This is a genomic window from Komagataeibacter diospyri, assembly GCF_043995075.1.
GTDB classification, from domain to species: Bacteria; Pseudomonadota; Alphaproteobacteria; order Acetobacterales; family Acetobacteraceae; genus Komagataeibacter; species Komagataeibacter diospyri.
In genome coordinates, this window is record NZ_CP171836.1 from 1,162,212 (window position 1) to 1,184,489 (window position 22,278).

Annotated in this window: 23 protein-coding genes and 1 tRNA gene; 15 read left to right on the plus strand and 9 right to left on the minus strand. The window is 63.2% G+C overall.

Annotated elements, in window-relative coordinates:
• Nucleotides 1-98 precede the first annotated feature (98 nt).
• Entirely contained in the window at nt 99-1,013 is a 915-nt protein-coding gene (locus tag ACE2AA_RS05345; RefSeq protein ID WP_395371582.1) for a glycosyltransferase family 9 protein, read from the minus strand.
• A gap of 85 nt (nt 1,014-1,098) precedes the next feature.
• Here ACE2AA_RS05345 and ACE2AA_RS05350 point away from each other — a divergent pair, with 85 nt between their 5' ends.
• Genes ACE2AA_RS05350 through ACE2AA_RS05360 form a run of 3 tightly spaced genes read left to right on the plus strand, consistent with a single transcriptional unit; the run spans nt 1,099 to nt 2,614 of the window.
• A complete protein-coding gene (locus ACE2AA_RS05350) occupies nt 1,099-1,929 on the plus strand; it encodes a folate-binding protein YgfZ (protein WP_141300100.1) in 831 nt (276 codons plus the stop codon).
• A 39-nt stretch (nt 1,930-1,968) separates the two neighbouring features.
• A complete protein-coding gene (hisI, locus tag ACE2AA_RS05355; protein WP_141260203.1) occupies nt 1,969-2,385 on the plus strand; it encodes a phosphoribosyl-AMP cyclohydrolase in 417 nt (138 codons plus the stop codon).
• The gene (locus ACE2AA_RS05360; protein ID WP_141260204.1) at nt 2,372-2,614 is read left to right on the plus strand and encodes a hypothetical protein; all 243 of its coding nucleotides are present in this window, start codon (nt 2,372-2,374) and stop codon (nt 2,612-2,614) included. The genes hisI and ACE2AA_RS05360 overlap by 14 nt, the downstream gene beginning before the upstream one ends.
• Here ACE2AA_RS05360 and lpxB read toward each other — a convergent pair.
• The 6 genes from lpxB to rpmI all read right to left on the minus strand — a co-directional run bounded on the left by lpxB (nt 2,553) and on the right by rpmI (nt 9,409).
• Nucleotides 2,553-3,782 (minus strand): lipid-A-disaccharide synthase, encoded by a 1,230-nt coding sequence (lpxB, locus tag ACE2AA_RS05365; protein WP_395371583.1) that lies wholly within the window; start codon nt 3,780-3,782, stop codon nt 2,553-2,555. The genes ACE2AA_RS05360 and lpxB overlap by 62 nt on opposite strands.
• A 313-nt stretch (nt 3,783-4,095) precedes the next feature.
• A complete protein-coding gene (gene pstS, locus ACE2AA_RS05370) occupies nt 4,096-5,127 on the minus strand; it encodes a phosphate ABC transporter substrate-binding protein PstS (RefSeq protein WP_395371584.1) in 1,032 nt (343 codons plus the stop codon).
• Nucleotides 5,108-7,570 carry a phenylalanine--tRNA ligase subunit beta gene (gene pheT, locus ACE2AA_RS05375; protein ID WP_395371586.1) on the minus strand — a complete coding sequence of 821 codons (2,463 nt, stop codon included), beginning with the start codon at nt 7,568-7,570 and terminating at the stop codon, nt 5,108-5,110. Before pheT ends, pstS begins: the two co-directional genes overlap by 20 nt.
• A gap of 3 nt (nt 7,571-7,573) precedes the next feature.
• Entirely contained in the window at nt 7,574-8,644 is a 1,071-nt protein-coding gene (pheS, locus tag ACE2AA_RS05380; RefSeq protein ID WP_395371587.1) for a phenylalanine--tRNA ligase subunit alpha, read from the minus strand.
• 190 nt (nt 8,645-8,834) lie between these two features.
• The gene (gene rplT / locus ACE2AA_RS05385; RefSeq protein ID WP_010507784.1) at nt 8,835-9,191 is read right to left on the minus strand and encodes a 50S ribosomal protein L20; all 357 of its coding nucleotides are present in this window, start codon (nt 9,189-9,191) and stop codon (nt 8,835-8,837) included.
• Between the two features lie 14 nt (nt 9,192-9,205).
• On the minus strand, nt 9,206-9,409 hold the full coding sequence (gene rpmI / locus ACE2AA_RS05390) for a 50S ribosomal protein L35 (RefSeq protein ID WP_007400447.1): 204 nt from the start codon (nt 9,407-9,409) through the stop codon (nt 9,206-9,208).
• 226 nt (nt 9,410-9,635) lie between these two features.
• Here rpmI and ACE2AA_RS05395 point away from each other — a divergent pair, with 226 nt between their 5' ends.
• On the plus strand, nt 9,636-10,364 hold the full coding sequence (locus ACE2AA_RS05395) for an SDR family oxidoreductase (protein WP_141260209.1): 729 nt from the start codon (nt 9,636-9,638) through the stop codon (nt 10,362-10,364).
• Nucleotides 10,365-10,954: 590 nt separating this feature from the next.
• Here the strand turns inward: ACE2AA_RS05395 and ACE2AA_RS05400 are convergent.
• A tRNA-Gln gene (locus ACE2AA_RS05400) sits at nt 10,955-11,028 on the minus strand.
• A gap of 165 nt (nt 11,029-11,193) precedes the next feature.
• Between ACE2AA_RS05400 and ACE2AA_RS05405 the strand changes: the two genes are divergently transcribed.
• Together ACE2AA_RS05405 and ACE2AA_RS05410 are read left to right on the plus strand one after the other, a co-directional pair.
• Entirely contained in the window at nt 11,194-12,324 is a 1,131-nt protein-coding gene (locus ACE2AA_RS05405; protein WP_395371589.1) for a Ppx/GppA phosphatase family protein, read from the plus strand.
• A gap of 12 nt (nt 12,325-12,336) precedes the next feature.
• Nucleotides 12,337-13,101, plus strand: a complete 765-nt coding sequence (locus tag ACE2AA_RS05410) for an RlmE family RNA methyltransferase (RefSeq protein WP_141260212.1) — start codon at nt 12,337-12,339, stop codon at nt 13,099-13,101.
• Between the two features lie 30 nt (nt 13,102-13,131).
• Here the strand turns inward: ACE2AA_RS05410 and ACE2AA_RS05415 are convergent, their stop codons facing one another.
• Nucleotides 13,132-14,040 (minus strand): ROK family protein, encoded by a 909-nt coding sequence (locus ACE2AA_RS05415; protein WP_141260213.1) that lies wholly within the window; start codon nt 14,038-14,040, stop codon nt 13,132-13,134.
• A 123-nt stretch (nt 14,041-14,163) separates the two neighbouring features.
• Between ACE2AA_RS05415 and ACE2AA_RS05420 the strand changes: the two genes are divergently transcribed.
• The 9 genes from ACE2AA_RS05420 (at nt 14,164) to ACE2AA_RS05460 (ending at nt 22,275) form a co-directional block, all read left to right on the plus strand.
• The gene (locus ACE2AA_RS05420; protein WP_141260215.1) at nt 14,164-14,430 is read left to right on the plus strand and encodes a sulfurtransferase TusA family protein; all 267 of its coding nucleotides are present in this window, start codon (nt 14,164-14,166) and stop codon (nt 14,428-14,430) included.
• Nucleotides 14,431-14,530: 100 nt separating this feature from the next.
• Nucleotides 14,531-14,761, plus strand: a complete 231-nt coding sequence (locus tag ACE2AA_RS05425) for an exodeoxyribonuclease VII small subunit (protein WP_025438679.1) — start codon at nt 14,531-14,533, stop codon at nt 14,759-14,761.
• Between the two features lie 8 nt (nt 14,762-14,769).
• Nucleotides 14,770-15,705, plus strand: coding sequence for a polyprenyl synthetase family protein (locus tag ACE2AA_RS05430; RefSeq protein WP_395371592.1), 936 nt, complete (start codon nt 14,770-14,772; stop codon nt 15,703-15,705).
• Nucleotides 15,706-15,710: 5 nt separating this feature from the next.
• A complete protein-coding gene (gene dxs / locus ACE2AA_RS05435) occupies nt 15,711-17,702 on the plus strand; it encodes a 1-deoxy-D-xylulose-5-phosphate synthase (protein ID WP_395371594.1) in 1,992 nt (663 codons plus the stop codon).
• A 28-nt stretch (nt 17,703-17,730) separates the two neighbouring features.
• The gene (locus ACE2AA_RS05440; RefSeq protein ID WP_141260227.1) at nt 17,731-18,474 is read left to right on the plus strand and encodes a TlyA family RNA methyltransferase; all 744 of its coding nucleotides are present in this window, start codon (nt 17,731-17,733) and stop codon (nt 18,472-18,474) included.
• A 105-nt stretch (nt 18,475-18,579) separates the two neighbouring features.
• On the plus strand, nt 18,580-19,824 hold the full coding sequence (rlmN, locus tag ACE2AA_RS05445) for a 23S rRNA (adenine(2503)-C(2))-methyltransferase RlmN (RefSeq protein ID WP_141260228.1): 1,245 nt from the start codon (nt 18,580-18,582) through the stop codon (nt 19,822-19,824).
• Between the two features lie 110 nt (nt 19,825-19,934).
• The gene (locus ACE2AA_RS05450; protein WP_007400432.1) at nt 19,935-21,164 is read left to right on the plus strand and encodes an argininosuccinate synthase; all 1,230 of its coding nucleotides are present in this window, start codon (nt 19,935-19,937) and stop codon (nt 21,162-21,164) included.
• Between the two features lie 48 nt (nt 21,165-21,212).
• Complete coding sequence (locus ACE2AA_RS05455) at nt 21,213-21,707, plus strand: FKBP-type peptidyl-prolyl cis-trans isomerase (RefSeq protein ID WP_141260230.1); 495 nt, start codon at nt 21,213-21,215, stop codon at nt 21,705-21,707.
• Nucleotides 21,708-21,786: 79 nt separating this feature from the next.
• Nucleotides 21,787-22,275, plus strand: coding sequence for a cytochrome c (locus tag ACE2AA_RS05460; protein ID WP_141260231.1), 489 nt, complete (start codon nt 21,787-21,789; stop codon nt 22,273-22,275).
• Nucleotides 22,276-22,278: the final 3 nt, after the last annotated feature.

Below are 22,278 nucleotides of genomic sequence, written 5' to 3' on the forward strand. Positions count from 1 at the left end.
GCGCCATTATCGGCCATACTGCCTGTCCGATCACATAGACCGGCCCGTTTTCCACCGCCAGCCGTAAGCATGGTGGAAATGCAAAAAGTTCGGGTTTTTCACCCTTTCGTCCCCCACCTGTCGCGCAGCAGCGCCCTGGCGGTGGTGACGACCTGCGCCACATCCAGCCCTTCCATCGGGGCATTGCCCACCGGGCCGGGGGCCATGGCCACCCGTGCCCACGGACCGGATGGGGCGTATTCCGACGCCCGGCTGCGCCCGAACAGGCCCAGCGTGGGAATCCCGCACGCCGCGGCAAGATGCATGAGGCCCGAATCATTGCCAATGAACAGTCGGCACCGCCCCAGCAATGCCGCCACCTGTGTTACCGACAGGTTGCCGCCTGTATCCAGCGCGCCGGGCAACTGCTCCAGCACGGTCTGCGCACGCTCGCGCTCGGCATGACCCGGTCCGTACAGGATGACGGGACGCAGGGATGGATCATCTTCATGAAGCGCCCTGAACACCGCGACAAACCGCTCGGCAGGCCAGATCTTGCCATCCCAGTTGGCGGTGGGACCAAGGGCGATCCAGTGCGGCCCGTCAGGCAGCATTTCCGCCGCCTGCGCGCGTTCGGCGGCACTGGTCCACACAACCGGCAGGGGTGCCGGATCAAGGTCCAGCAGGTTGCCGATGTGGGTAATGCGCCGCCCCGGCCTGCGTCCGCCACGCATGACATGACGTTTGCCCACGCGCAGGAAATAGCTGACGACCGACCCGCGCAGGTCCACGCACAGGTCCCATTTCGTGCCGCGGCACTGCCGCCACAGTTCCAGCCAGTGACGGTCCCATGGCTGCTTGACCATTTCGATGGTGCGTACGCGGCGCGGCATGTGGGCGAACAGCCCGGCCGCCACCGGCCCGCAGGCAATGGTGAAATCCGCCTGCGGGTAACGCCGCAGCAGGGTGTCCAGCAGCCCGGTGGACAGGATGGCGTCCCCCAGCCGGGTGGATGTGATGAACAGGATATGCATTTTCCCGGTGCTAGTCAGGTTTTGCTTATGTGCCAACCTCTCTTTACCCCTTGCCTGCGGGCACAGGCATGGCCAGATTGCGCATATGGCCAGAATTGCTCATCTTCCCGATCGCGCCGTACTCAGCATATCGGGTGCGGATCGTGTCTCCTTCCTGCAGGGGCTGGTGTCCAATGACATGACGGCAGTCGCGCCCGGCCATGCCGTGTGGACCGCTTTCCTGTCGGCACAGGGCAAATGGCTGGCTGATTTCTTTGTTTTCGCCGACCCCGAGGGCGTGCGCCTGCTGGTCGATTGTGATGCGGACCAGGCCGACATGCTGCGCCAGCGCCTGTCGCGCTATCGCCTGCGCGCTGATGTGGAGATCAGTGAGACCGGATACGCCGTCCACGCCGCATGGGGGGAAGACTTCACTGCACCCGACGGTTATCCGGCCGCCCCGGACCCCCGCCTGCCGCAGGCGGGATGGCGGTTCCTGATGGGGCATCCCGTCGCCAGCCCTTCGGCGGATGATGCCGATTATGACCATCTGCGCCTGTCGCTCGGGCTGCCCGACGGCGCACGCGACTGCGAAAGTGGCAAGACCCTGCTGCTGGAAGCCAATTTCGACCAGCTGAACGGCATTTCATGGACCAAAGGGTGCTACATGGGTCAGGAACTGACCGCACGCACCCGCTACCGCGGACTGGTGCGCCGTCACCTGCTGCCGGTAACATCGCACCATGAACTGCCTGCCCCCGGTACGCTCATCCTGTCCGGTACGGCCACGGTGGGGGAGATGCGCTCCTCCCGCGACAAGGTGGGCATGGCGATGATCCGCAACGAACATATCAACGATACGAACCTGACCATAGGGGGGCACGCGCTGCGCGTGCACGTACCCCGGTGGTTTACCCTGCCCGCCAAGGCGGAATAGCAATACGCCCACCCCGTTTTTTCAAGGTTGTAAAGAGACATGTCCCATATTCCCCCAGACCAGACCGTTCGCGCGGCCATGATCGACCGGGTCAAGTTCAATGAAGACGGCCTGATTACAGCCATTGCCCAGCAGCATGACAGTGGCGAGGTGCTGATGCTGGCATGGATGAACGCGGACGCGCTGGATGAAACGCTGCGCACGGGCCATGTGTGCTATTATTCACGCAGCCGCCGTAGCCTGTGGCGCAAGGGGGAAACATCCGGACAGGTGCAGACATTGGTTGACGCCCGCCTTGATTGCGACCGTGATGCCGTGCTGCTGCTGGTGGACCAGAAGGGCGTTGCCTGCCACACGGGGCGACGCAGCTGCTTCTATAACGCGCTACGCCCCGAAGGGATCGTTGAAACAACCCAACCGGAAGTCGCGGCGGAGACCCTCTATGGCAAAGCCTGACAGAACAGTAGTGAATGACGAGGAAAAGCGTGAGCAGATCAGCAAGCTGGTCTGGATCGGGATTACCGTGCTGGGCACCATCATCATGGGCATATTCATGCTGCGTGCGGAACTGCATGCCCTGATAACGGAAAACGAACCCCTGCCCCCCGGTGCCGCGGCCCCTGCTACGCCGGGCGCTGTCCCGCCTGCGGTCCCTTCATCGGGCCAGCCCCCAGTAAATCCATGATCTCGGCCGCTGCGGCAGACGCCGGGTCCGCTCCGGGCCCGCGCAGGGCGGCGCGGATCTGACCAAACCCCGCGCGCTGCAAACGACGGCTCTGCTGATCCGCCAGCAGGCGTTCAACGGTGTTTGCCAGCAGTTGAGGCGTACAGCGTTCCTGCAGCAGTTCAGGCACCAGCCGGTGGCCTGACAGCAGGTTGACCATGGCCACATATGGCACCCGGATCAGCCGCCGCGCCATGGCGGCCGTCAGCGGATTGACGCGGTAGGTCACCGCCATGGGCACATTGGCGATGGCCAGTTCCAGCGTGGATGTGCCCGATTTGGTCAGTGCCGCATCGGCTGCGGCAAATGCATCATGCTTGTCATTCACATCCGTCACGATAACGGGCTGCACCGGCCATTTCGCAACCCCCCTGCGCACGATATCCGCAATGACCGGGGAAACCGGTACCACGGGCACGATACCGGGCACCCGCTGTTGCAGGATTGCCAGCATGCGCCCGAATACCGGCAACAGACGCGGCGCTTCGGACCGGCGACTGCCGGGCATCAGCACCAGCACGGGCGCATCCGCGGCAATACCGTGGCGGGCGCGAAAGGTGGGGCCAGACCCACCATCCGCACCGGACTGCAGGACGGGGTGGCCGACAAAACGCGCCTCGATCCCGTGGCGGGCAAAGAATTCAGGCTCGAACGGCAGCAGGCACAGCATGCGTTCCCACAGGCCGGGGAATTCGCGCACCCTGTGTTCACGCCACGCCCAGACCTGTGGCGCCACGTAATGCAGGCGCGGAATGGACAGCGGCGCGATCCTGCGCAGCAGCCGCAGGGTAAAACCGGGACTGTCTATGGTAATGACCAGATCAGGTCGCCGGTTGGTAATATCCGCCACTGCCTGATCCAGCCTGCGGGACAGATGCCGGATTTTGGGCAGCACTTCCATCAAGCCCATGACGGCCAGGTCACGTAACGGAAACAGCGTATGCAGCCCCTGTGCGTGCATGCGTTCCCCGCCAATTCCGGCAAACCGCACACCCGGGCACAGCATGCGCAGCGCCGCCATAAGGCGACCGCCCAGCACATCGCCACTCGCCTCCCCCGCCATGATCCAGATGGTGGGACCGGATGGAACCGTCGTGGAAGATACGTGCGTAAGGGAAGTGTCAGTCATGCCTGACCGGCTTATCGTGTCGTGTCAGGCAGCGCAAATGCCTGTTGTGAAAATTGCAGTCCGGTTGCCCGCACCGTTATGCAGACCAGCGGATGACCGGGCAGATAATGTCGACAGGAAACAGAACCTACATACGTCAGTTTTTCCCATCATGAACCGTTTCAGACAGAAACACCAATTAAAGAAGTAATGAAAGCTTCATCAAAAAACTTCTGCCTGCCCTTTCAGGGTATTTCGCAAATGCAACCGGCCATCTGCCTGACAGGCCACCATGCCACGGCAATGACCTGCCGTAGCATTTTCCGCCATCATGTCAGCGCGTTTTAAGCAGGTCGCGTATGGTGACGCGGATATCATCCGGCAGCGGGACATAACGCAGCGCAAGGGCGGCATCATTGCCGTGCTGCATGCTCCAGTCAAAGAACGTGCGTACCGCCCTGCCCTGTGGCGTGTCAGCCCGGTCGGCCGGGATCAGCGCATAGGTCGCGGCCATGATAGGCCATGCGCCCGGACCATCGCCATCCAGAACATCAGCGGAATGACTGTCATCAGACACCCAGCGTGCGGTGGTTACGGCCTGTGCGAAACTGTCCAGTCCGGCGGTGACCAGATCGCCATGGCGATTGCGCATTTCGGCGATTGCCATGTGGTTGCCCGCCGCATAGGCATATTCCAGATAACCGATGCTGCCTTCGGTATTGCGCACGGCAGCCGCGATGCCGTCATTGCCCCGCGCGCCTTCGCCCACCGGCCATTCGATGGACGTCCCGCTGCCCTGTTCCTTCGCCCATCGGGGTGAAACACGGCCAAGATAGGACGTAAACACGAATGTCGTGCCCGATCCGTCCGCGCGCCGCACCGGGGCCACCGGGATGGCAGGCAGGGACAGATCCGGGTTTTCCGCAACAATGCGGGGATCATTCCACATGGTGATGTCCCCCGCATACAGCCGCGCCAGCAGTTCCCCCGTCAGGTGCAGGTGACTGGTATCCACACCGGGCAGGTTCACCACCGGCACGATCGCCCCCATGACCGTTGGAAACTGGATCAGGTGGAACTGCGTCAGTTGCGCGGCTGTCATCGGCGCGTCGGATGCACCGAAATCCACCGTGCGGGCCTTTACCTGATTCTGCCCCGCACCCGACCCGATGGTCTGGTAATTCAGGCGGATATCCGTCGCATGCGCGGCTTCTTCCCCCCACGCCCCATAAATGGGCGCGCCAAAGCTGGACCCGGCCCCGGTGATTTCCGTGGCATGGGCATGACCGCACGCCAGGCCCAGCACAAGTGCCGTCCCCAGCCCGATGCCATGCACCCGGTACCGATCAGCCACGCAGTACGGCATTGCAGCTTTTCTGCGCGGCAGCGACAACCCGATCACAGACAGCTTCGATTTCCGCATCGGTCAGGGTCCTGTCCATTGGCTGAAGGGTTATCTCCACGCCCAGCGACTTGTGCCCCGCCGGGATCTTGTCGCCTTCATAAACATCAAACAGGCTGACGGCCACAATCAGGTTGCGCTCGGCCCCCCTGATGGCCTTCAGCAGCTTTTCTGCAGGGATGTCGGCCGCCACCACAAATGCGAAATCACGCCTGAGCGGCTGGAGGGTCGACAATGCGGGCGGCGCCTTGCGCTTGCGCTTGGGTTCGGGCACCGCATCGGGATATAGCGTGAACGCACAGACCGGTACATCGATGCCACGCGCGGCCAGCAGGGCGGGATGCAACTGCCCAAAATGGCCCAGCACCAGCTTCGGCCCCTGCCGGATCACGCCCGAACGCCCCGGATGATAATAGGACGGCGCATCCGCGGTGATGCCCAGGCCTTCCATCGCCGCACCTGCCGCGGCCAGTCCTGCCAGCGCATCGGCCTTGGCCTGCCACAGATCGACCGGCTGTGCCGCCTGTCCGGGCAGACGGGTGGAATGACCGCTACGGATACCGGCGGCCACCAGTTTCTGCCCGTCTGGGCCAAAACCGGGGCCAACTTCAAACAGGCCAAGATCGGGATAGCCACGCGCCGCGTTGCTCTTTACCGCAGCCAGCAGGTTGACCAGCGGCGTGGGCCGCATCTGGTCCAGATCGGCCGCGATGGGGTTGAGCAGGTGCAGGTCCGTGGGCGTTTCGCCAAATTCGGCTGCCTGGTCCAGCGCAACGAACGAAAAGCCCACCGTTTCCAGCAACCCGCGCGCGGCAAGCTGGCGACGCAGGCTGGCGACACGACTCTGGCGCGGGGTGAAAGCCGGCACCGGCACAGCGTTACCCACCGGCAGGGACACCGCAGGCACGCTGTCCAGTCCGCGCAGTCGCAGCACTTCCTCGATCAGGTCCACTTCCGGATCAATCACCGCTGCCCCTTCGGCGGCCGCCTGCGCGCGGGCGGACGGCAGATCGGGCTGCTGGTCCAGCAGCATGGGCGTTGCGATGTCATTGCGCCATGAGGGCACATCGACCACTACATGCCGCGCATCGCATTCGCGCACCTTAAAGCCGAGGCCTTCAAGCAGATGCACGGCATGGTCAGGTTCTTCCACCAGTCCGCCCAGCGTTTCCAGACGGGCGAATTCCAGATGCGCCTGCCGCTGCCATGCCGGTTCTGCCCCGGCGGAGACCACGCTGCCCGCTTCCCCGCCGCACAGATCAACGATCATGCGCGTCGCGGCCTCCAGTGCTGCGGGCGGCAGGGCCTGATCCACGCCGCGCTCGAACCGCTGGCGGGCATCGGAATGCAGGTTGTGCCGCCGCCCCGACAGGGCGATGGTCACGGGATCAAACAGCGCGCATTCCACGAACACGTCCGTGGTGTCGTCACTGACACCGCTGTCCGCCCCGCCCATGATGCCGGCCAGCGACTGCACGCCGCGCCCGTCGGCAATCACGCAGTCATTGGACGTCATGACGTGTTCGCTGCCATCCAGCGCGGTAAAGGTCTCGCCCGCGCCCCGGCAGATGGTCAGTTCATTGCCCATCAGCCTGTCCACGTCGAACACGTGCAGCGGACGGCCAAGGTCAAAGGCAAAGAAATTGGTGATGTCCACCAGGGCCGAGACCGGGCGCATACCCACGGATTCCAGCCGCCGCTTCAACCATTCCGGGCTGGGACCGTTCTTCACGCCGCGAATGACGCGCCCCAGCACCCACGGGCAGGCTTCGGGGAACGTGATGCGCCAGTTGATGGGGGTGTCAAAACGCCCTTCGACCGTTTCCGCAAGCCACGGTTTCAGTTTGCCAAGTCCCGCCGCGGCAAGGTCACGCGCAATGCCACGCACCGCCAGCGCGTCGCCACGGTTGGGCGTGATCGCGATATCGATGACCGGATCATCCAGCCTGGCGAACTGCGGATAGGACTGTCCCGGTTCCGTGCCTTCGGGCAGTTCGGCAATGCCATCGGTTTCCTCGCCCAGTCCCAGTTCACGCAGCGAACACAGCATGCCGCCACTGGCCTCGCCCCGCAGCTTACCAGCCTTGATGGTAATGCCGCTGGCGGGAATGAAGGTGCCGGGTGGGGCAAAAATCACATGCAGGCCCGCACGCGCATTCGGCGCGCCACAGACGACCTGCACGCGTTCGAACCCCTCGCCCGCATCGACCTGGCACACGCGCAGGCGGTCGGCATTGGGATGCTGGGCCGCTTCGATGATGCGGGCGGTGCGGAAGGACGCAAGGGACGCGCCGGGATCTTCAGTACCTTCGACTTCCAGCCCGATGGTATTCAGCGTAGCGCAGATTTCTTCCACCGTCGCCGTGGTCTCAAGATGCGCGCGCAGCCATGACAGGGAAAATTTCATCGATCACAGACCTTCGTGCAGCAGGGCGGGAGACAGGGGATTGGTGCCGTAATGGCGCAGCCAGCGGACATCGCTTTCGTAAAACGACCGCAGGTCGGGAATGCCGTGGCGCAGCATGGTCAGACGCTCGATCCCCATGCCAAAGGCAAAACCCTGCCATTCCCGTGCATCCAGCCCGCAATTGGCCAGCACGCGGGGATGAACCATGCCGGCACCCAGTACTTCCAGCCAGTCGTCACCCGCACCGATCTGCCCGGTTTTACGTGACCAGCCGATGTCAATTTCCATCGACGGTTCGGTAAAGGGGAAATAGGACGCGCGGAAGCGCACCGGCAGGTCCGGCATCTGGAAAAACGCGCGCAGGAAATCCGAAAGACACCCTTTCAGATGGCCCAGCGTGATTCCCTTTTCGATTACCAGTCCCTCACACTGATGGAACATGGGCGAATGGGTGGCATCATGATCCGCGCGATAGGTGCGTCCGGGGGCAATGATGCGGATGGGCGGTTCATGTCCCAGCATGGTGCGGATCTGCACGCCCGATGTCTGGGTACGCAACACGCGTTCCGGCTGGCCCTCGGCTTCGGGCGGCAGGTAGAACGTGTCCTGATCCGTGCGGGCGGGGTGGTGGGACGGCGTATTCAGGGCCGAAAAGTTGTGCCAGTCGCTTTCGATATCCGGACCTTCGGCAATCTGGAACCCCATCGCACCGAAAATGGCGGCCATTTCCTCGATCGTGCGGGTGATGGGGTGCAGCGCGCCTTCCGCTTCCGGCGCGCAGGGCAGTGTCACGTCCACGCGCTCGGCAGTCAGGCGGGCGTTCAGTGCGGCCGCCTCAAGCTCCTGCCCACGCGCCTCGATCAGGCGGGTCAGTTCGTCGCGCAGCCGGTTCAGGGCCGCACCCCGCGTGCGCCGCTCATCCGGTGTCATGCGACCGAGCTGCTTAAGAAGTGCTGTCAGCTTGCCCGACTTGCCCAGCGTGCCGACGCGCACAGCATCCCATTCGCGCTGGTCGGTCGCGGCAGCGAGTGCCTGAACCGTCTGTTCCCTCAGGGTTTCGAGATCGTCACTCATAGCACCTCGCACAGGCTCACGTCGGGCGGGCTGGCAAAGGGATATCTACCGGCGGGCCAGACCCGGCGCATGAAATTGTGCCCGCCACCGGCAATGGGTGCGGCACGGGCATTGCATTAAAAACAAAACGGGCCGCCCGATGGGACGACCCGTTTCGTGGACCTGTCGCCACGCGGGCGTGGGACAGGGTTCAGGCCAGAGCGGCCTGCGCCTTCTTCACGATTTCAGCGAAGGTTGCTGCATCGTCAAAAGCAATGGCGGCGAGGACCTTGCGGTCGATCTCGATGCCAGCCTTGTCCAGACCGTTGATGAAACGGCTGTAGGTCAGGCCATGTTCACGCACGGCCGCGTTGATGCGCTGAATCCACAGGGCGCGGAATTCACGCTTCTTGTTGCGGCGATCGCGGTAGGCGTACTGGAGTGACTTTTCCAGACGTTCCAGCGCGATGCGGTAATTGGTGGAGGAACGGCCCCGGAACCCCTTGGAGAGTTCAAGAACCTTCTTGTGGCGGGCGTGGGTGGTTACGCCGCGTTTCACACGTGCCATATCTCAGGTGCTCCTTATGCCAGACCGTAGGGAGCCCACTGCTTCACAGTGCGGCCGTCCATTTCCGTCAGCACCTGCGAACCACGGTTCGTGCGCTTCATCTTCTGCGAGCGGTTGATCAGGCCATGGCGCTTGTTACCCGGACCTGCCAGCACCTTGCCGGTGGCGGTGATCTTGAACCGCTTCTTGACCGATGACTTGGTCTTCATCTTGGGCATTTTCTTCTCCTGAATGTCTGGTGCCCGTGTTTCTGTCCGCCGTTTGAGGCAGACATAAACACTCCATTGCGGCCGGGCATGCCCTACAGGCCCGGACGCGCGAACAGGCAGGCTATAGACAACCCGCACCCCGCGATCAAGCCCCTTCGCACGCCCGGTCATGCTTTCCCCCATGCGCGCGGTGCTGTAGTGGGGAAATGACAGGTTGGAAACAGGAGAAAACACAATGACACAACGCGTTGCCTACATTACCGGCGGCAGCCGCGGCATTGGCGCCGCCATTGCGAAATCACTGGCGAAGGATGGTTATGACATCGCCATTTCATACGCCCGCAACGAACAGGCGGCACAGAAGACGATTGAAGAGGTCCACGCGCTGGGCCGCCGGGGCATGGCCATCCGCTGCGATGGCGAAGGCAATGGCAACCGCGCGGCCATCCAGCGTGTGGTCAAGGAAATGGGCCGGATCGACGCGCTGGTGTGCAATGCCGGCATCTACCCCTATGGCGACGTGGCCGAAATGACGGACGAACAGGTCGATGCGGTACTGGGCCTGAATGTCCGTGCCGTCATGATCGAAACCATCGAGGCCGCGCGCCACATGACACAGGGCGGCCGGATCATCCTGATCGGCTCGACCTTTGCCGACCGCTCCCCCTTCCCCGGCATTTCGCTGTATTCGGCGTCCAAATCGGCGCTGAACGGTTTTGCCCGTGGGGCGGCGCGTGACCTTGGCCCGCGCGGGATCACCATCAATGTGGTCCAGCCCGGCCCGATCGACACGGACATGAACCCCGCCACCGGCACCGCCGCCGACATGCTGCGCAGCTTCATGTGCCACAAGGAATACGGCAAGGTCAGCGATATCGCCTCCGTCGTCTCATTCCTCGCCAGCCCCGCAGCCAGCTTCATCACCGGCTCTGCCCTGACAACGGATGGCGGCCTGGCCGCCTGACCGGGCGGATGCGCGCGGGAGGCTAATGCACGTCTCTCGCGCATTGGCCACGACGCCATCTGTCGTAAAAAATGCCCGCCCGCCCATGGCATGATCAGGCCATGAAATGCCGACTCCTCACACAACCGCGCACTCCAGCCAGATGAAATGTGAACGGAATATGAGGACAGCAGGCGCAAGAACCGGACGATTTTGATTTTCTGATCGCAGCACTGAAAAGCATCGCTTACGATAAAGGAAACTGCCTCTTCTTTCCGAAATGGCAGAACGGCTGAAACGTATGAAAACAGCCAAGAACCATTCTTCAGTCAAACATCCTGCTGGATCCGGCCAATATCCCGACAGGCCCTGCTACATCGGCCTGCGTACCTGTCACGACAGACGGCAGGGATGCCCCGCACCGCCATTCAACCTGTGTCCCCAACATGTATCCGGGACCAGTCCCGCCAGGCATCCACAATCCAAAAAGCGGCCACCCCATAACCTGACCTGCGCGCATACAAAAACGGGACACCGTATGAAGGTGCCCTGCACAGGAACCAGAATATGAACTGGCTCCACAAATAATTTTGAATATTTATGGGAAATAGTGGCTGGGGGACCTGGATTCGAACCAGGGCTGACCGGGTCAGAGCCGGTAGTTCTACCGCTAAACTATCCCCCAGCAAGGAGAAAGCGGCGCGATGCGCTGCGGTGATCAGGCATATAGCCGCCAGCCGTTTGGGGCGCAACCCCCACGTTGTCTTTTTTGCGATTTTTCTCTTTTGACTTGCGTTTCACGCAGAACACTTAACACAATAGGTAATACCTTGACCGTCAACGGGTTTGGATGAACATGGTCCAGCAGACGCTCAGCGCAAAGACACGCCGGCAGGGGAACATCCCTCCCCTTGCATCCGCGATGAATCGCCGTGCCCTGCGTGCACCGCTTTATGCCGCCATTGATCTTGGTACCCATAACTGCCGCCTGCTGGTCGCCCGCGCGGGGGAACAGGGCCTGCGTGTCATCGACAGCTTCAGTCGCGCCGTACGCCTGGGCGAAGGGCTGCACCATTCCGGACAACTGGCCGAAGCCGCAATGGAACGCACCATCAGCGCCCTGCGCACCTGTGTCGCGCGCATGGGGCTGTATGACCTGCACAGCCACCGCGCCATCGCGACCGAGGCCTGCCGCCGCGCGGGTAACGGCATGGATTTCATTGCCCGCGTCCTGCACGAAACCGGGCTGGACATTTCAGTCATTTCCGCACGAGAGGAAGCCGAACTGGCGCTTGCGGCCTGCAATTCCCTGCTACAGACCCACCACCACGCCACCGGGCGCGGACTGCTGTTCGACATCGGCGGGGGATCAACCGAAATCGCATGGGCGCGAATCGACCGCGCTGCCGGACGGCATGACCTGTCGGGCTATGTCAGCCTGCCAACCGGCATCATGACCGTGGGCGAACGCCACGGGGCGGATATCTTTACCGACCGCGGCTATCGCGCCGTGGTCAGTGAAATCAGCGACATGCTGCGCGGGTTTGATGACATACACTGCATTACCCGTGAAATTGCGCGCGGCAATGTCATGCTGCTGGGCACCAGCGGCACCGTTACCACACTGGCCAGCCTGGCACAGGGACAGGACCGCTACGAACGTGCCGGGATTGATGGCAGCAGCCTGTCGGTGCCCCATGCGCTGGCCCTGGTGGACAGCCTGCGCCGGTCAGGCATGGACGGGCTTGCGCGCACTCCCCTGATCGGCACGGAGCGCGCGCGCTACATGCTACCCGGCTGCGCCATATTCGAAGCCATCGTCACCACATGGCCCATGGCCGAAGTCACGGTGGCCGACCGGGGATTGCGTGACGGACTGCTTTTACGCATGATTGGGGACCGCAGGCGACATGGCGGCCTTTCCGCCCCGCCGCCTTCCTTCCCCCTGCATAATCGTATGGAGCACCGGGTCATTACCTGACCGCGTCCCGTCATGAAACAGCGTTCTTCTACCCGCATACCGGGCAAGGCCCGTACCAGCAGTCTGACACCCGGCACCGGTGACAGCAGCACGGACGGACGCGCCGCACAGGCCAACCGCACCAAGACCATCACGGTCAAGAAGGCGCGCGGCCGCACCACTGCCCAGCACCGCTGGCTGCAGCGCCAGCTTAACGACCCGTATGTGCAGGCTGCCCAGAAACAGGGCTGGCGTTCCCGCGCAGCATTCAAGCTGATCGAACTTGATGACCGCTTCCACATGATAAAGCCGGGCGCGCGGGTGGTTGACCTGGGCGCTGCCCCCGGTGGCTGGACGCAGGTCGCGGTCAAGCGCGGGGCAGCTGAAGTGGTCGGCGTCGACCTGCTGCCGGTCGACCCGGTGCCGGGCGCCACCATTATCGAAGGGGATTTCAATGACCCCGACATGCCCGACCGCCTGACCGGCCTGCTGGGCGGGCGCGCGGATGTCGTGATGTCAGACATGGCCCCCAACACGACCGGCCATGCGCCAACCGATCATCTGCGTATTATCGGGCTGGCAGAACTGGCGCTGGATTTCGCCACCCGCATCCTTGCCCCTGATGGCACGTTCGTAGCCAAGGTGTTCCAAGGCGGATCGGAAAAGCAGATGCTGGCAGATCTCAAACGCATGTTCACGCAGGTCCGCCACGCCAAGCCCCCGGCCAGCCGCAAGGAATCGAGCGAGCTTTACGTAGTGGCCACGGGCTTCCGCGGCCTGGACAGCGACGAAGGCTGACCACAGGCCGCGCCGACTGGCCCCGTGGGGTCAGTCAACGTGATGGTCGTCCCACAGCCATGCCGCCCCGCGCACGCCCGAACTGTCACCATGGCGGTTGCGCACGATAGGCGTGGTGCAGTTGGGAGTAATGACGTAGCGGCGCATCAGGCGCGGCACGCGTTCATAGATCGATTCAAGATTGGATACCCCGCCACCCAGCACGATCACGTCGGGATCCATAAAGTTGATCGCCATGGCGCAGGCGCGCGCCATGCGGTCCATGTAACGGTCCAGCGCACCGATGGCGGTCAGGTCGCCTGCCTCGGCTTCCTGTTCGATGTGGGCCGCACTTCGGTGGCCTGGCCCTTTCCAGTCCTGCGCCAGCGCCGAACCGCTAAGGAATCGTTCCATGCACCCTTCGTTCCCGCAGAAACATTTGGGCATGGGAAATTCCTCAAGCCTTGGCCACGGTAGCGGCACATGGCCCCATTCACCGGCAATATGATTGTGGCCGATCAGCAGTTTCCTGTCGATCACGATCCCGGCCCCCATGCCGGTGCCAATAATCACGCCAAACACGCTGTGATGGTCGGCACCCGCGCCGTCGATCGCTTCAGACAGGGCGAAACAGTTCGCGTCGTTCTCGATCCGGACATCGCGGCCCAGTGCCGCCGTCATGTCACGGATCAGCGGCTGGTTGTTCAGCCACGTCGCATTCGCATTCTTGATGACGCCCGTATCGGGGCTGATGGAACCGGGAATGCCGATTCCCACCGTGCCGGTACCGCCCAGCTCCTGGTCCACCCCATGGATCAGTTCGCACATGGCCCCGATGGCGGCGGGATAGTTGCCGGGGTTGGAAATGCGCCGACGCACGCGTTCGGCCCCATCTTTTGCCAGGGCTGCGATTTCGATCTTGGTGCCCCCAAAATCAATTCCAATACGATAGGTGGCCATCCAGAGTCTTTCTTTCATCAGGTTTTATCAGTGGCGCATTTTCTTTTATGATCGTACCTGCACGCAACAGCAAACCCTGATGCACAAGCATAGCTGCCCACCACCAAGGAGACATGGCCATCCATGAGTGAGATCCTGCTAGACGCGCGCGGCCTGACATGTCCCCTGCCCGTGCTCAAGGCCAACCGCATGCTGCGCGGCCTGCCGCCGGGCGCGCGGCTGCGCGTGATTGCGACCGATCGGGCGTCCGTTGCGGATTTTCAGGCTTTCTGCCGCGAAACGGGCCATGCCCTGATCGCATTCGGGGAAGAAGGGGGCACGCTGTCCTTTGTCATCCGCCGCAGGCCCGATCCCGACACGACGCCCACAGGCACCACGCACCCCGCATAGGTGCCAAAATAGCGTAAAACCAGTTGTCCCCTTGGCAGGATGCCCCCCAAGGATGTAATGCCTGCGCCAGCCAAGTTATTTCAGGAAGCACCACCAGCAGATGACCGACGACCTGACCAACCTTTCCTTCGAGGACGCACTGGCCGAACTTGAAGCCATCGTGCGGCAGCTCGAGGTCGGCCAGCTCAGGCTGGAGGACGCGATTACGTCCTATGAACGTGGTGCCGCCCTGCGACAGTACTGCCAGAAAAAACTGGACGAGGCCGAGGCCCGCGTTCAGGCGATTGTCCAGCGTGCGGATGGCGCGCTGGATGCAAAACCGATGGATTGATGCACCAGATGAGCCAAACAACAGCAACCTCGTCCCAAACAGACGGTACGGATCGCATGGTCCGTCTGCGTGCATCCATGTCCGCGCGCGCCAGGGCGATCGAGGAAATGATCGACCGTCTCCTCCCCCGCGTTGAAGGAGGCGAGGCCCGCCTGATCGACGCCATGCGCTATGCAACACTGGGAGGCGGCAAGCGCCTGCGCGGCTATCTGGTGGCCGAAGTCGCCAGCCTGTTCAGGGCTGGCGCGGAAGCGGCCGACCGTGTCGCGGCCTCGGTCGAGATGCTGCACGCCTATTCGCTGGTGCATGACGACCTGCCCGCAATGGACGATGACGACCTGCGCCGTGGCCAGCCCTCCACCCACCGCAAGTTTGACGAGGCGACAGCCATCCTTGCCGGTGACGCGCTGCAGACCATGTCGTTCGACATCCTTGCCAACCCGCTGACGCATGACAGCGCGGACGTGCGCATCAACCTTGTCCGCGCACTGGCCGATGCGTCCGGTGCGGCAGGCATGGTCGGTGGCCAGATGATCGACATGGAAGGCGAAGGCCGCGCGCTGTCGCTGGAAGAAGTCGCCCGCCTGCATGCGCTGAAAACCGGTTGCCTGATCCGTTATTCGGCAGAAGCCGGGGCCATCCTGGGCCAGGCCAGCGATGACGTGCGCAAGCGCATTTCCGCCTATGGGCGCGACCTTGGCGCCGCCTTCCAGATTGCCGATGACGTACTGGACGCCACCGCAAGCGCCGAGGAACTGGGCAAGACCGCGGGCAAGGACGAGGCCGCCGGCAAGTCCACCTATGTCGCCCTGCTGGGCGTGGAAGGTGCGGCGAAGGAGGCCCGGCGCGTGGCGGAACAGGCCGAATCCCATATCGATATTTTTGGCCCCGAGGCTGATCGCCTGCGCGATCTGGTCCACTACGTGGTCGAGCGCAGGAACTGAGTGACATGACCGACACCAAGACCCCGGCCGCGATTCCGACCCTTGGGCGTTACCCCCAGCTTGACCGGGTGCGCGCGCCGCATGACATGCGCAACCTTTCGGTGGAGCAGCTGAAGCAGCTGGCGGATGAACTGCGGTCCGAGACGATCGATGCCGTGTCCACCACCGGCGGGCACCTTGGCGCGTCGCTGGGCGTGGTTGAACTGACCGTCGCGCTCCATGCCGTGTTCGACACACCCGATGACCGAGTGATCTGGGACGTGGGCCACCAGGCCTATCCGCACAAGATCCTGACCGGGCGGCGCGACCGTATCCGCACCCTGCGCCAGCCGGGCGGCCTTTCGGGCTTTACGCGGCGTAGCGAGAGCGAATACGACCCGTTTGGCGCGGCGCACTCCTCGACCTCCATTTCCGCCGGCCTCGGCATGGCCGTCGCCCATCACCTGCGCGCGGAGGAAGATCCTTCCTACCGCGAGCGCAACGTGATCGCGGTGATCGGCGATGGCTCGATCTCGGCGGGCATGGCGTACGAGGCCATGAACAATGCGTCGCATTGCGGCCCGGGCGCCGAACGCCTGATCGTGGTGCTGAACGATAACGAAATGTCGATCGCGCCCCCCGTGGGCGCGATGTCGAACTACCTCTCGCGCCTCATGTCCTCGCGCAAGTTCCTGTCCTTACGCGAACTCGCCGCCAAGATGGCCAAGCGCCTGCCCGGCCGCCTGGAACGCACGGCGAAGAAGGCGGATGAATACGCGCGCGGCATCATGACCGGCGGCACGCTGTTCGAGGAACTGGGCTTCTATTATGTCGGCCCCGTTGACGGCCATGACATGAACCAGCTGGTCCACATCCTGCGCAACCTGCGCGACGCCGAGGATGTCGGCCCCGTGCTGCTGCATGTGATTACCGAAAAGGGCCATGGCTACAGCCCGGCCGAATCGGCGGGTGACAAGTATCACGCGGTCTCGAAATTCAATGTCGTGACCGGTGAGCAGAAGAAGGGCCCGTCCGGCCCGCCCAGCTACACTTCGGTCTTTTCGAAGGAACTGGTCCGTCAGGCCGCGACCGACGACAGGATCGTCACGATTACCGCCGCCATGCCCTCGGGCACGGGGCTGGACAAGTTCGCCAGGCTCTATCCCGACCGCTTCTTTGACGTGGGCATTGCCGAACAGCATGCCGTGACGTTTGCCGCCGGCATGGCGACCGAGGGGCTGCGCCCGTTCTGCGCCATCTATTCCTCCTTCCTGCAGCGCGCCTATGACCAGGTGATGCATGACGTGGTGCTGCAGAAGCTGCCGGTGCGCTTCGCCATCGATCGCGCGGGGCTGGTGGGGGCCGATGGTGCGACGCATGCGGGTTCGTTCGACATCGCCTACCTTGGCTGCCTGCCGGGCATCACGCTGATGGCGCCCAGCACCGAGCTGGAACTGCAGCACATGACCGCGACCGCCATCGCATTTGACGAAGGCCCGCTTGGCCTGCGTTACCCGCGTGGCCCGGGGCTCGGGCTGGAACTGCCGGAAGCCGGCCAGATCCTTGAAATCGGGCGTGGGCGAATCGTGCGCGAAATGACCCGCCAGTCCGGGCCGGAACAGGGCGGCATCGCCATCCTGTCGCTTGGGCCGAGGCTGGCCGATGCGCTGAAGGCCGCCGACATGCTGGCAGCCCAGGGCCTGTCCCCCACCGTGGCCGACGCCCGCTTCGCCAAGCCGATCGACACCGCACTGATCGAGCAGCTCGCGCGCAACCACGCCGTGCTGATCACGGTCGAGGAAGGATCGGTTGGCGGATTCGCAAGCTTTGTCATGACCCATCTGGCCCGAACCGGCCTGCTGGACCGCGTGCGCTTCCGCCCCATGACCCTGCCCGACCGCTTCATCGATCACAACACCCAGGCCGCACAGTATCATGAGGCCGGGCTGGATGCGCCCGCCATTGTCGCCACCGCGCTGTCCGCCCTTGGCGTGCCGCATTCGCGCCAGATGGCCTGACGCAACCACGAAAAACGGGCACCTGCGCATGGCAAAACGTCGCGTCGATCAGATGCTGGTGGACCGGGGACTGGTGGAAAGCCGTACCCGTGCGCAGGCGCTTATCATGGCCGGTCTGGTCCACACGCCCGACCGCCGCATTGACAAGGCCGGGGAACAGATTGCCGAGGACACGCCCCTGACCCTGAAGGGGCAGGACCATCCGTGGGTATCACGCGGCGGGATCAAGCTGGCGCACGGGCTGGCGCATTTCGACCTGTCGCCCGCGGGCCTGACCTGTCTGGATGTTGGCGCGTCAACCGGCGGCTTTACCGATGTTCTGCTGCATGAAGGTGCGGCAAAGGTCTATGCCGTTGATGTCGGCCATGGACAACTGGCATGGAAACTGCGCAGCAATACCGAACAGGTTGTCGTGCTGGAAAAGTGTAATGCCCGCGCGCTGGACACTTCCATCATCCCTGATCCCATACAGGCGCTGGTATGTGACGCCAGCTTCATCGGCCTGCGCACAGTCCTGCCCGCGGGGCTGGATCTGTGCGTGCCGGGTGCATGGGCCATTGCGCTGATAAAACCGCAGTTCGAGGCCGGACGTGACGCCGTGGGAGCCAAGGGCGTCGTGCGCGACCCGGCCGTGCATGAATCCGTGTGCCAGATGATCCATGAATGGTGGTCGGGCCTGCCGGGCTGGACCGTGCTGGGCATCGACCCCAGCCCGATCACCGGGCCGGAAGGCAACCGGGAATTCCTGATCGCAGCCCGCAGGGACGGCTGATCGGCAGTCGCATCCCCTGCCCCGCCTGTGCTACACAGACGGAAAAGAGCGGCAGAAACGCCCATTCCCTTCACAAATGACACGACGAACATAGGCAGCACCGGTATGTCCGCAGCCCCCGTAATCTCACCTTCCCGGTCACGCGACGGGACGGCGGCCTCGCTTCTGAATGACGAGGAACGCACGCGCATCCGTGCGAAATCCGCGCAGTTCGCGCCACCTGCCGCCGCCCTGCCCGATGGCAGGCGCGACCTTGTGGGCCTGTCGCGTGAGGAACTGACGGACATCATGGTGGAAATTGGCGAAAAGCCATTCCGCACCAAGCAGTTGTGGCACTGGATCTATCATCAGGGCGCCACCGATTTTTCGCGCATGAGTTCCATTGCCCGCCCGTTGCAGGAAAAGCTGGCCGAACGCTTCATTGTCGGTCGTCCCGGCGTGGTGACAGAGCAGACATCACAGGATTCCACGCGTAAATTCCTGTTCCGTTTCCGCGACGGGCAGGAAGCCGAGACCGTGTATATCCCCGACCGGCAGGAAGATCGCGGGGCGGTATGCATTTCATCGCAGGTGGGCTGCACGCTGTCATGCACTTTCTGCCATACCGGCACGCAGGCGCTGGTACGCAATCTGGGGGCTGCGGAAATCGTGGGGCAGTTCATGGCTGCCCGCGACAGCTATGGCGAATGGCCCAGTCCGAAAGGTGATACGCCGCGCCTGCTATCCACCATCGTGCTGATGGGCATGGGCGAGCCGCTGTACAATTACGACAACGTGGCCAAGGCCATGCGCATCATCATGGATGGCGAGGGCATTGGCCTGTCGCGCCGGCGCATCACGCTGTCCACGTCCGGCGTGGTGCCGATGATGGACCAGTGTGGTGCGGAACTGGGCATCAATCTGGCCGTATCGCTGCACGCCGTGCGCGATGACCTGCGCGACGAAATCGTGCCGCTGAACCGTAAATACCCGATCAGGGAGGTCATCGCCGCCTGCCGCCGCTATCCCGCTGCCAGCAATGCCCGGCGCATCACGTTCGAATACATCATGCTGCGTGGCATCAATGACAGCGAGGCCGATGCCCGCGAACTGGTGCGTCTGATTTCGGGCATTCCGGCCAAGGTCAACCTGATCCCGTTCAACCCATGGCCGGGCAGCAGCTACCGGCCATCAACGCGTGAGCAGCTGGAACGCTTTGCAAACATCGTGATGGATGCGGGCTTCGCCTCGCCCATCCGCATGCCACGCGGGCGCGACATTCTGGCCGCGTGCGGCCAGCTGCGCACCGAAAGCCAGCGCCTGCGCCGCGCGGGACGGCCGGACACCACGCCGGGCGCTGCCGGGGCGTAAAAATCCGGCCTTATCTTCTGGTCGCCCGCGCCGTGGGATGCTAGGAGGACATGCCGCCGGTTCACCCGGCAAAATGTTGTCCAAAGTTTTCTCGACAGGAGCGTTCTCCCATGGCCGCCAGGGATGTCAAAAAGGTCGTTCTCGCATATTCGGGCGGTCTTGATACTTCCGTGATTCTGCGCTGGTTGCAGACCACCTACAACTGCGAAGTCGTGACGTTCACGGCCGACCTTGGCCAGGGCGAGGAACTGGAACCTGCCCGCCGCAAGGCCGAAATGTTTGGCGTGAAGGAAATCTTTGTCGAGGACCTGCGCGAAACCTTCGTCAAGGATTTCGTATTCCCCATGTTCCGCGCCAACGCGCTGTATGAGGGACAGTACCTGCTGGGCACGTCCATCGCGCGTCCGCTGATCGCCCAGCGCCAGATCGAGATCGCTGAACAGGTCGGCGCCGACGCTGTCGCCCATGGCGCGACCGGCAAGGGCAACGATCAGGTCCGTTTCGAACTGGCCTATTATGCGCTCAAGCCCGACATCACCGTAATCGCGCCGTGGCGTGAGTGGGATCTGACATCGCGCACGCGCCTGCTGGCCTTTGCCGAGGAACACCAGATCCCCATCGCGAAGGACAAGCGCGGGGAAGCACCGTTCTCGGTGGATGCGAACCTGCTGCACTCCTCTTCCGAAGGCAAGCTGCTGGAAGATCCTGCGGTCGGCCCTGAGGAAATCGTGTTCCAGCGCACCATTTCCCCCGAAGCGGCCCCCGACAAGGCCACCGAAATCACCATCGATTTCGTCTCGGGCGACCCGGTGGCGATCAATGGCGTGGCCATGTCGCCCGCTACGCTGCTGACGCGCCTGAACGAACTGGGCCGTGACAACGGCATCGGTCGTCTGGACCTGGTGGAAAACCGCTTTGTCGGCATGAAGTCGCGCGGCATTTACGAAACCCCGGGCGGCACGATCCTGCTGACCGCGCACCGCAGCATCGAAAGCATCACGCTTGACCGCGAGGCCATGCACCTTAAGGACAGCCTGATGCCGCGCTATGCCGAAATCATCTATAACGGGCTGTGGTTTTCCCCCGAGCGTCGCATGCTGCAGGCCCTGATTGACCAGAGCCAGCATTCCGTGACCGGTCGTGTGCGGCTGAAGCTGTACAAGGGCAACGTGATCTGCGTGGGCCGTGAAAGCCCCAACAGCCTGTATGACACCCGTGTCGTCACCTTCGAGGATGACGAGGGCGCATACAACCAGGCCGACGCGCAGGGCTTCATCAACCTGAACGCGCTGCGCCTGCGCCTGGGGGCCAAGATTGGCCGCCGTGGTGGCGCGCTGTAAGCATCCACCCGATCCTTCGTGTTCATTCCAACAACCTGCCGAGGTGTCATGAAACGCTTTTCCCGTGTCATTCCCCTTCTCCTTGCTACAGCGGTGGCGCTGCCGCTTGCGGCATGCGGGGGCAAGCAGGATGACCAGCCGGAACTGACCCCGGCACAGTTCATGGACAACGTGCGCAAGCAGCCCGGCGTCAAGACCCTGCCGGACGGGCTGGCCTACAAGGTCCTGAAATCCGGGCCGAAGGATGGCGCGCAGCCCACCATCAATGACAGCGTGATGGTCATATACGAAGGCCGCCTGCCTGATGGCGGCATTTTCGACAGTTCCGACCAGCACGGGCATGGCGCGTATATGCAGATGCCGCTGGAAATGGTCATCAAGGGCTGGCAGGAAGCCGTGCCCATGATGCATGTGGGTGATACATGGATGCTGTACGTGCCGCCAGAGCTGGGTTACGGGCACAAATCCATGGGCATCATCCAGCCTGACAGCCCGCTGATCTTCAAGATACAGCTTCTTGGCGTCTCCCCCGGCGGCCATTAAGGCATGCAGGGCCATTCTCCCGGTTGGGGGAATGGCCCTTTTTTCATGACATAGCGGGACAGGAAACCGGACAACCGACATGGGTATTGGGACCGGGCGCATGGCGTCCGTACTGCGTGGGGGCTGCATGGTGGCCACCATGATGCTGCTGACGGCCTGCACGCGCCATGGGCAGGAAGGCTATGCACGTTACCGCACCAATTGCGGCATCTGCCATCATGGCGGCGAAGGGATGAAGGGCGAGATCCCGCCCGTATCCGGCCGGGTGGACAGGATCGCCGCAACGCCGGAAGGCAAGCAGTACCTCATGCACGTGCTGCTGAACGGGCTGAATGGCCCGCTGCAGATTGATGGCGTGCGCTACAACTTCTCCATGCCGCCGTTCCGCGCCCACCTGTCGGATGTGGAAATCGCCTCCATCCTCAGTTATCTGGCCACACGCGGCGACACCCGCCCCATCCCGGTATTCACGCCTGAAGAAGTGGCAGCCGAACGCGCCCGCCCCCTGACCACCACCATGGTGGCGGAAGAACGCCGCCGCCTTGACGCCATTCACCCCCTGCCCTGACAA

Excerpts from the sequence above, each read along its gene's own strand:
- ACE2AA_RS05345 (WP_395371582.1), bottom strand. The coding sequence starts at position 1,013 with ATGCATATCCTGTTCATCACATCCACCCGGCTGGGGGACGCCATCCTG.
- ACE2AA_RS05350 (WP_141300100.1), top strand. The coding sequence starts at position 1,099 with ATGGCCAGAATTGCTCATCTTCCCGATCGCGCCGTACTCAGCATATCG.
- hisI (WP_141260203.1), top strand. The coding sequence starts at position 1,969 with ATGTCCCATATTCCCCCAGACCAGACCGTTCGCGCGGCCATGATCGAC.
- ACE2AA_RS05360 (WP_141260204.1), top strand. The coding sequence starts at position 2,372 with ATGGCAAAGCCTGACAGAACAGTAGTGAATGACGAGGAAAAGCGTGAG.
- lpxB (WP_395371583.1), bottom strand. The coding sequence starts at position 3,782 with ATGACTGACACTTCCCTTACGCACGTATCTTCCACGACGGTTCCATCC.
- pstS (WP_395371584.1), bottom strand. The coding sequence starts at position 5,127 with ATGCCGTACTGCGTGGCTGATCGGTACCGGGTGCATGGCATCGGGCTG.
- pheT (WP_395371586.1), bottom strand. The coding sequence starts at position 7,570 with ATGAAATTTTCCCTGTCATGGCTGCGCGCGCATCTTGAGACCACGGCG.
- pheS (WP_395371587.1), bottom strand. The coding sequence starts at position 8,644 with ATGAGTGACGATCTCGAAACCCTGAGGGAACAGACGGTTCAGGCACTC.
- rplT (WP_010507784.1), bottom strand. The coding sequence starts at position 9,191 with ATGGCACGTGTGAAACGCGGCGTAACCACCCACGCCCGCCACAAGAAG.
- rpmI (WP_007400447.1), bottom strand. The coding sequence starts at position 9,409 with ATGCCCAAGATGAAGACCAAGTCATCGGTCAAGAAGCGGTTCAAGATC.
- ACE2AA_RS05395 (WP_141260209.1), top strand. The coding sequence starts at position 9,636 with ATGACACAACGCGTTGCCTACATTACCGGCGGCAGCCGCGGCATTGGC.
- ACE2AA_RS05405 (WP_395371589.1), top strand. The coding sequence starts at position 11,194 with ATGAACATGGTCCAGCAGACGCTCAGCGCAAAGACACGCCGGCAGGGG.
- ACE2AA_RS05410 (WP_141260212.1), top strand. The coding sequence starts at position 12,337 with ATGAAACAGCGTTCTTCTACCCGCATACCGGGCAAGGCCCGTACCAGC.
- ACE2AA_RS05415 (WP_141260213.1), bottom strand. The coding sequence starts at position 14,040 with ATGGCCACCTATCGTATTGGAATTGATTTTGGGGGCACCAAGATCGAA.
- ACE2AA_RS05420 (WP_141260215.1), top strand. The coding sequence starts at position 14,164 with ATGAGTGAGATCCTGCTAGACGCGCGCGGCCTGACATGTCCCCTGCCC.
- ACE2AA_RS05425 (WP_025438679.1), top strand. The coding sequence starts at position 14,531 with ATGACCGACGACCTGACCAACCTTTCCTTCGAGGACGCACTGGCCGAA.
- ACE2AA_RS05430 (WP_395371592.1), top strand. The coding sequence starts at position 14,770 with ATGAGCCAAACAACAGCAACCTCGTCCCAAACAGACGGTACGGATCGC.
- dxs (WP_395371594.1), top strand. The coding sequence starts at position 15,711 with ATGACCGACACCAAGACCCCGGCCGCGATTCCGACCCTTGGGCGTTAC.
- ACE2AA_RS05440 (WP_141260227.1), top strand. The coding sequence starts at position 17,731 with ATGGCAAAACGTCGCGTCGATCAGATGCTGGTGGACCGGGGACTGGTG.
- rlmN (WP_141260228.1), top strand. The coding sequence starts at position 18,580 with ATGTCCGCAGCCCCCGTAATCTCACCTTCCCGGTCACGCGACGGGACG.
- ACE2AA_RS05450 (WP_007400432.1), top strand. The coding sequence starts at position 19,935 with ATGGCCGCCAGGGATGTCAAAAAGGTCGTTCTCGCATATTCGGGCGGT.
- ACE2AA_RS05455 (WP_141260230.1), top strand. The coding sequence starts at position 21,213 with ATGAAACGCTTTTCCCGTGTCATTCCCCTTCTCCTTGCTACAGCGGTG.
- ACE2AA_RS05460 (WP_141260231.1), top strand. The coding sequence starts at position 21,787 with ATGGGTATTGGGACCGGGCGCATGGCGTCCGTACTGCGTGGGGGCTGC.